This window comes from Pseudomonas sp. P4_D7, from assembly GCF_056401755.1.
Map to the genome: position 1 here is coordinate 1 of NZ_JBFUIR010000089.1, position 7,490 is coordinate 7,490.

Below are 7,490 nucleotides of genomic sequence, written 5' to 3' on the forward strand. Positions count from 1 at the left end.
CTCACTCCTACAGGGGGCGTGGTGTTCTCGGGGATCAATCGTCAGCCGTGGGATCAAGATCCGGGAACATCACTTCGGTAAAACCGAACTTGCTGAAATCGGTGATCCGCGACGGGTACAACCGGCCGATCAGGTGATCGCATTCGTGCTGCACAACGCGGGCGTGGAAACCTGACGCGATACGCACAATCGGCTCGCCCTTCGGATCAAACCCTTCATAGCGAATCTGCTGATAACGATCCACCGCACCACGCAAACCCGGCACCGACAGACACCCTTCGAAGCCCTCCTCCATCAACGGACTCAACGGCGTGATCAGCGGATTGATCAGGATCGTCTGCGGCACCGCTTCAGCGTCCGGGTAACGTTCGCTGTGTTCGAAACCAAAGATCACCAGTTGCAGATCGACACCGATCTGCGGCGCCGCCAGGCCAACGCCACCGACGCTTTCCATGGTCTGGAACATATCGTCGATCAGTTGCCACAGCTCGGGGCTGTCGAACATCTCGACCGGCACGGGCGGGGCAATGCGCAGCAGGCGCTCGTCGCCCATTTTCAGAATTTCACGGATCATGATCAGACTTCGTCAGTGTCCGGCTTGAGCGAATGATCGCGGCCCAGGCCCGAGACGTGTTGTTTGGGATGTTCATCGAGTTCGCCGGGGACTTTCTCACCCGCATCCTTGCCCTCGCTGGACATGTGCTCGATCACCGCATTCATCTCGGCGCCGAGCAACAGCACCGCAGCGGAAATGTAGAAGTACAGCAACAGCACGATGATCGCCCCGATGCTGCCATACATCGCGTTGTAGTTGGCGAAGGTCTTCACGTAGAAGGCGAAACCCAACGAGGCGATGATCCACACCACCACGGCCAATACCGAACCGGGGGTGATGAAGCGGAATTCCTGTTTGACGTCAGGCATGACGTAGTAGATCAGTGCCACCGCGACCATCATCAGAATCACGATCACCGGCCAACGCGCGATGGTCCACACGGTGACGATGAAGTCTTCCAGCCCCACCTGCGCGGCGATCCAGCCCATCACCTGCGGCCCGAGCACCATCAGCGCGGCGGCCACCAGGAGCATGCCGGCAATGCCGACGGTGTAGACAATCGACAGTGGAAAACGCTTCCAGATCGGTCGGCCTTCGACCACGTCATACGCGGCGTTCATCGCGCTCATCATCAAGCGCACGCCAGCGGAGGCGGTGTACAGGGCGATAACAATACCGACGGAAAGCAGGCCACCCTTGGACTGCTGCAACTGGTCGATCACCGGGTTGACCTGCTCCAGCGCCTGCGGTGGCAGGACCAGTTCCGATTGCAGGCGCAGCCAGGAGAAAAAGTCCGGCAGGTGCAGGAAACCGATCAGGGCGATCAGGAACAGAATGAACGGGAACAGCGAGAACAGCATCTGGTAGGCCAGTGCCGAGGCATAGGTCGACATCTCGTCGTCGACGAATTCAGTGACCGTGCGCACCATCACCCGGTGCAGGGGCAGACCTTTCATGTCTGGAAATATCATTCGCGTCTCCTTTCGCCGCAATACAGGTTGAAGTCGTGGCGACTCAGGGGCCGTTTTTTACATCACGGTAGCCTGTTTGGCGAACCTCGTCGGGTTGCTGCAGGCTTTTGACACAAAAACGGCCATCCTTGGATGGCCGTTCATGTATTTCGTTCAAGGCTGAATTACGCCTTGTCGACACCTTTCTTGATGGCGTCCTTGGCTTTACCGACCGCTTGCTGGGCCTCGCCTTTTTTCTCTTGCAGTTTGCCTTCGGCTTGCAGCTTGGTGTTGTCGGTGGCTTTACCGACGCCTTGCTTGACGTTGCCGACCGCTTCATTAGCCATGCCTTTTACTTTATCGCCTGTGCTACTCATGGTGTTTCTCCTTGGTGCATTAAGAGGGAAAAGTCAGTACGTAATGATTGACTGGCCGGGTTTGCGCCAAGTTTCATTTATTTTCAGCGGCTCATTTCGTCGCGGCGTGCAGGTTGGGCTTTATGTTTGCGTGCGTAGCCCCGAGAATGCGCAACATATGGGCGTCAAGCGCCAGGAACCGATCCCGCAGGAATGTTATGAAACTCGATAAAACGCAGGCCATTGCCCGTCGCAACAAGGAACTGGGCGGCGCCGTGCTCGGCACCAACAACTGCCACTTCGCCGAACTGAACCGTAACCGCAACATCTGGTGGTTCGACCTGCCGGTGTCGCGTCTGGCCATCGGTCAGTACGAGTGGATTCACCTGCTGATGCACACACCGGCGACTGACGAGTTGCTGCACCTGAAAGTGCCGACAGTGTTTCTGCGTGAAAAGCTGGAGGGGCTGGTGATTCGCAACGAAGGCAAGCGCAAGGCGGCGTTGAGCCTGGAACTGAGTGCGGACAAGGATTCGTATCTGCAGGACATGCGTCCGGCGGGGACTAACGTGAATTTCGCGCCGTTTCGTCAGTAGGATTTGTGCAGCCCCCTTCCCCTCACCCTAGCCCTCTCCCAAGGGAGAGGGAACTGACCGAGGTGTCTGGATGAGCTGCACCGACCTGAGATATCGAGTCGAACTCAGGTTCTGAACAGCATGAAGATCTGCTCCCTTACCCATTGGGAGAGGGAACTGACCGAGGTGTCTGGATGAGCTGCACCGACCTGAGATATCGAGTCGAATTCGGGTTCTGAACAGCGTGAAGATCTGCTCCCTTTCTCCTTGGGCGACGGACTGACCGAGGTGTCTGGACAAGGTACGCCCGACTTGAGATATCGAGTCGAACTCAGGTTCTGAACAGCCCCCGTTCGGCTCCCTCTCCCTCGGGAGAGGGCTGGGGTGAGGGGTAGGCTCAACGCGAAATCCAAGCCCTGCCCCGCACCCAACAAAAAGCCCCGCATCTGCGGGGCTTGGTGTTTTAGGCGGCGGACCTGGCCTTGATCTTCTTCAGCTCTTCATCACGCAACTCGCGGCGCAGGATCTTGCCGACGTTGGTGGTCGGCAACGCATCGCGGAACTCCACCGAACGCGGCACCTTGTAACCCGTGACGTTGGCGCGCATGTGCTCCATCACGGTTTCCTTGGTCAGCATGACACCCGGTTTGGCGACGATGAAAATCTTGATAGCCTCGCCCGACTTCTCGTCCGGCACGCCGATGGCCGCGCACTGCAACACACCCGGCAGGGTCGCCAGCACGTCTTCCAGTTCGTTCGGGTAGACGTTGAAACCGGAGACCAGAATCATGTCTTTCTTGCGATCAACGATGCGCATGTAGCCGTCCGGCTGGATCAGCGCGATGTCACCGGTCTTCAGCCAGCCTTCGCTGTCGAGCATTTCATCGGTGGCTTCCTGACGCTGCCAGTAGCCTTTCATCACTTGCGGGCCCTTGACGCACAGTTCGCCGATTTCACCCAGCGGCTGCTCGACACCGGCATCATCGATGACTTTGCACAGGGTCGATGGCACCGGAATACCGATGGTGCCGATCTGGATGTTCTGGATCGGGTTGACCGTGGCCACCGGGCTGGTTTCGGTCATGCCGTAACCTTCGCAGATCGCGCAACCGGTGACCGCTTTCCAGCGCTCGGCAGCGGCCAGTTGCAAGGCCATGCCGCCGGACAACGTAACTTTCAGCGCCGAGAAATCCAGCTTGCGGAAACCTTCGTTGTTGCACAGCGCGACGAACAGCGTGTTGAGGCCGACGAAACCGCTGAACTTCCACTTCGACAGTTCCTTGACCATCGCCGGCAGGTCGCGCGGGTTGCTGATGAGGATGTTGTGGTTGCCGATCAGCATCATCGCCATGCAATGAAAGGTGAACGCATAGATGTGGTACAGCGGTAGCGGCGTGATCAGGATCTCGCAACCTTCGTTGAGGTTGGAACCCATCAGCGCCTTGCACTGCAGCATGTTGGCGACGAGGTTGCGATGGGTCAGCATCGCGCCTTTGGCCACGCCGGTGGTGCCGCCGGTGTATTGCAGCACCGCAACGTCGCCGCTGTCGGGATTGGCTTCGGCCACCGGTTGGCCTTGGCCCTTGCTCAGCACGTCATTGAACTTGACGGCTTTGGGCAAGTGATAGGCCGGGACCATTTTCTTCACGTACTTGATGACACTGTTGATCAGCAGGCGCTTGATCGGTGGCAGCAGGTCGGCGACTTCGGTGACGATGACGTGTTTGACGCCGGTTTTCGGCACCACGGTTTCAGCCAGATGCGCCATGTTCGCCAGGCAAACAAGGGCTTTGGCGCCGGAGTCGTTGAATTGGTGTTCCATTTCCCGCGCGGTGTACAGCGGGTTGGTGTTGACCACGATCAGCCCGGCGCGAATCGCACCGAAGACGGCCACCGGGTACTGCAGAACGTTGGGCAGTTGCACGGCGATTCGATCGCCGGGCTGCAAATCGGTATGCTGTTGCAGATACGCGGCAAACGCACCGGACAATTCGTACAATTCACCGTAAGTGATTGTCTTGCCCAGGTTGCTGAAAGCCGGTTTGTTGGCGAAGCGTTGGCAGGATTGCTTCAACACTGCCTGAATGTTCGGATACTCGTCCGGATTGATGTCGGCAGCAATTCCAGCCGGGTATTTATCCTTCCAAAAGTCTTCGATCATGGAAGCCCACTCCTCAGCAACGCGAATTCTYCACCGCATTTGATGCGATTATTATTGGTGTGTGTTTGGTATTGGTGAATCTGGCTTTTATACAGGCCGAGAAGTCACAAAGCGCGCCGAGAGTAGCAGCTTTGCCAAGGGTCGACTAGAGCCAAAAGCGGCCCCTACAGTCATATTCATGACTCAAGACTGCCTAGCAGTCATTTTAGAGCAAAAATCCTAGAACACCTTTGAAGCCCCGGTTTTCGGGGACATCGGCCAAAAAATTCGCGAGCAAGCTCGCTCCCACAAGGATCACATCTTTCCCTGTGGGAGCGAGCCTGCTCCGGGCGGCGTTCCGACGAATGCGCGAAGCGCAGCGGTTAAGGGCTACGCGATATCGCGCAACTCACGCCGCAGAATTTTCCCGACAGGCGTCATCGGCAATGACTCACGCAACACAATGTGTTTCGGCACTTTGTACGCGGTGAAATTCTCTTTGCAGTAGGCCTTGAGCTCTTCGAGGCTGACCCCGGTTTCCCGCGCCACCACAAACAGCTTCACCGCCTCGCCCGAACGCTCGTCCGGTACGCCGATCACCGCGCAGTTGGCCACTTTCGGATGGGCCATGACCACATCTTCGATTTCATTCGGATAAACGTTGAAACCGGAGACGATGATCATGTCCTTCTTGCGATCGACGATGCGCACGAAACCGTCCGGATCGATCACCGCGATGTCACCGGACTTGAACCAGCCCTCGGCATCCAGCACTTCAGCAGTGGCTTCAGGCTTGTGCCAATAACCTTTCATGATCTGCGGGCCCTTGATGCACAACTCGCCGCGCTCGCCCATCGGCTGTTCGACACCGTCATCGTTGATGACTTTGAGCAACGTGCCCGGCACCGGCAAGCCGACCGTGCCCAGCCGCGACTGGTCGCCGTACGGGTTGGTGCAGGCCACTGGTGAGGTTTCGGTCAGGCCGTAACCCTCGGTGATGCGGCAACCGGTCATCTGTTCCCAGCGCTCGGCGGTGGCTTTGACCAGCGCGGTGCCGCCGGAGTTGGTGAGCTTCAGGCTGGAGAAATCGAGGGTCTTGAAATCCGGGTGATCCATCAGCGCCACGAACAAGGTGTTCAGGCCCAACAGCGCGGAGAAGCGCCAGTTCTTCAGCTCCTTGATGAAGCCGGCAATATCGCGCGGGTTGCTGATCAGCACGTTGTGGTTGCCGGAAACCATCATGCACATGCAGTTCGCGGTGAAGGCATAGATGTGATACAGCGGCAGCGGCGCGATCATCACTTCCTGGCCTTCGCGCAGCAGCGGCTGACCGTCCGGGCCGAGCTGCGCCAGGCAGGCGCGCACTTGCTGCATGTTCGCCACCAGATTGCCATGGGTGAGCATCGCACCTTTCGCCAGCCCGGTGGTGCCACCGGTGTATTGCAGCACGGCGATGTCGTCGAGGCTGACCTTCAGCGGCTTGATCCCCAGGCCGCGCCCCATGCGCAGTGCGCTTTTGAAGGAGATCGCCTGCGGCAACGAATACGCCGGGACCATTTTCTTCACTTTGCTGACCACGGTGTTGACCAGCCAGCCCTTGGCGCTGGGCATCAGGTCGCCCATCTTCGCTTCGATCAGGTACTGAATGTCGGTATCGGCCAGCACTTCCTGGACCTTCTGGCCGAACATGTTCAGGTACACCAGCGCCCGCGCGCCGGAATCCTTGAACTGGTGGCGCATCTCCCGTGCGGTATACAGCGGATTGGTGTTGACCACGATCAGCCCGGCACGCAGTGCACCGAACACGGCAATCGGGTAATGCAGGATGTTGGGCATCTGCACGGCGATGCGATCCCCCGGAGCCAGATCGGTATGCGCCTGCAGGTAACCGGCGAAGGCGGCGCTCTGCCGCTCAAGTTCAGCGTAAGTCAGGGTGATCCCCATATTGCTGAACGCCGGGCGATCAGCGAACTTCTTGCAGGAACGCTCGAACACCTCGATCACCGACTTGAACTCGCCCATGTCGATGTCCAGCGGTACGCCGGCCGGGCGTTTGTCGTTCCAGAAATCAGGTTGCATTGTTCTTGTCCTCTTTACCTGAGCCGATCCGGGCCGCTTTCTGTCATTTCTGAAAAAGCGGAGCTTCACGGACACTAGCAGTTATGGCCATTGAGGCAAATATGGCCAAAGCCGTCATTGATCGTGTGAATCTTCCTGCCGTGGCGTGAGCTGATCAGACGCGCTATACAATGATCCGACTCTGAGCAAAGGAATCGCCATGATCCACGACACCCTATGGCTGGACGCGAGTGACCGCAGCCGCCTGTTCGTCAATCAATGGCTGCCGGCGGCGCCGTTGAAAGCGGTAATCCTGCTGGCCCATGGCATGGCCGAACACAGCGGCCGCTACGCGCGACTGGCCGACACGTTTTGCGACAAAGGATATGGCGTGTACGCGCCGGATTTGCGCGGACATGGCAAAACCGCCAATCACGGTACCCTCGGCCACTTCGCCGATAACGACGGCTGGTGCAAAGTGCTCGGCGATCTGGCCAGCCTCAATCAGCACATCGGCCAGCAGCACCCCGGCGTGCCGATCATCCTGCTGGGACACAGCATGGGCAGCTATATCGCCCAAGGTTATTTGCTGCATCACAGCGCCAGCCTGCATGGAGCGATTCTCAGTGGTTCCAACTTTCAGCCCGTTGCGCTGTACCGCGCTGCGCGGCAGATCGCTCGCCTGGAAAAACTGCGTCAGGGTGGCAAGGGTCGCAGTGCSCTGATCGAGTGGCTGTCGTTCGGCTCGTTCAATAACAAGTTCAAACCGGCGCGCACACCGTTCGACTGGCTGAGCCGCGACCCGGCCGAGGTCGACCTGTACGCCAACGACCCACTGTGTGGCTTTCGCTGCAC

General features: G+C 58.5%; 7 protein-coding genes. 2 read left to right on the forward strand and 5 right to left on the reverse strand.

Annotated elements, in window-relative coordinates:
• Positions 1 to 34 precede the first annotated feature (34 nt).
• The 3 genes from def to AC1DVF_RS28000 form a co-directional block, all read right to left on the reverse strand.
• On the reverse strand, positions 35 to 574 hold the full coding sequence (gene def / locus AC1DVF_RS27990; protein ID WP_093430454.1) for a peptide deformylase: 540 nt from the start codon (positions 572 to 574) through the stop codon (positions 35 to 37).
• Positions 575 to 576: 2 nt separating this feature from the next.
• Entirely contained in the window at positions 577 to 1,527 is a 951-nt protein-coding gene (locus tag AC1DVF_RS27995) for a YihY/virulence factor BrkB family protein (protein ID WP_007917840.1), read from the reverse strand.
• 164 nt (positions 1,528 to 1,691) lie between these two features.
• Positions 1,692 to 1,883: a CsbD family protein gene (locus tag AC1DVF_RS28000; protein WP_027612573.1), complete on the reverse strand. Its 192-nt coding sequence runs from the start codon at positions 1,881 to 1,883 to the stop codon at positions 1,692 to 1,694.
• A gap of 197 nt (positions 1,884 to 2,080) precedes the next feature.
• Between AC1DVF_RS28000 and AC1DVF_RS28005 the strand changes: the two genes are divergently transcribed.
• Positions 2,081 to 2,458, forward strand: a complete 378-nt coding sequence (locus AC1DVF_RS28005; RefSeq protein ID WP_007917843.1) for a hypothetical protein — start codon at positions 2,081 to 2,083, stop codon at positions 2,456 to 2,458.
• A 442-nt stretch (positions 2,459 to 2,900) separates the two neighbouring features.
• On the opposite strand, the gene fadD1 is transcribed toward AC1DVF_RS28005, so the two are convergent.
• Both fadD1 and fadD2 read right to left on the reverse strand, forming a co-directional pair.
• The gene (gene fadD1, locus AC1DVF_RS28010) at positions 2,901 to 4,598 is read right to left on the reverse strand and encodes a long-chain-fatty-acid--CoA ligase FadD1 (protein ID WP_477783507.1); all 1,698 of its coding nucleotides are present in this window, start codon (positions 4,596 to 4,598) and stop codon (positions 2,901 to 2,903) included.
• A gap of 369 nt (positions 4,599 to 4,967) precedes the next feature.
• Positions 4,968 to 6,656, reverse strand: a complete 1,689-nt coding sequence (gene fadD2 / locus AC1DVF_RS28015; protein WP_477783508.1) for a long-chain-fatty-acid--CoA ligase FadD2 — start codon at positions 6,654 to 6,656, stop codon at positions 4,968 to 4,970.
• A 199-nt stretch (positions 6,657 to 6,855) separates the two neighbouring features.
• On the opposite strand from fadD2, the gene AC1DVF_RS28020 reads away from it, so the two are divergent.
• The coding region (locus tag AC1DVF_RS28020; RefSeq protein WP_477783509.1) for an alpha/beta fold hydrolase at positions 6,856 to 7,490 on the forward strand (635 nt) is incomplete at its 3' end.

What these genes read in the sequence shown, in the direction of transcription:
- def (WP_093430454.1), bottom strand. Translation starts at nt 574, where the DNA reads ATGATCCGTGAAATTCTGAAAATGGGCGACGAGCGCCTGCTGCGCATT.
- AC1DVF_RS27995 (WP_007917840.1), bottom strand. Translation starts at nt 1,527, where the DNA reads ATGATATTTCCAGACATGAAAGGTCTGCCCCTGCACCGGGTGATGGTG.
- AC1DVF_RS28000 (WP_027612573.1), bottom strand. Translation starts at nt 1,883, where the DNA reads ATGAGTAGCACAGGCGATAAAGTAAAAGGCATGGCTAATGAAGCGGTC.
- AC1DVF_RS28005 (WP_007917843.1), top strand. Translation starts at nt 2,081, where the DNA reads ATGAAACTCGATAAAACGCAGGCCATTGCCCGTCGCAACAAGGAACTG.
- fadD1 (WP_477783507.1), bottom strand. Translation starts at nt 4,598, where the DNA reads ATGATCGAAGACTTTTGGAAGGATAAATACCCGGCTGGAATTGCTGCC.
- fadD2 (WP_477783508.1), bottom strand. Translation starts at nt 6,656, where the DNA reads ATGCAACCTGATTTCTGGAACGACAAACGCCCGGCCGGCGTACCGCTG.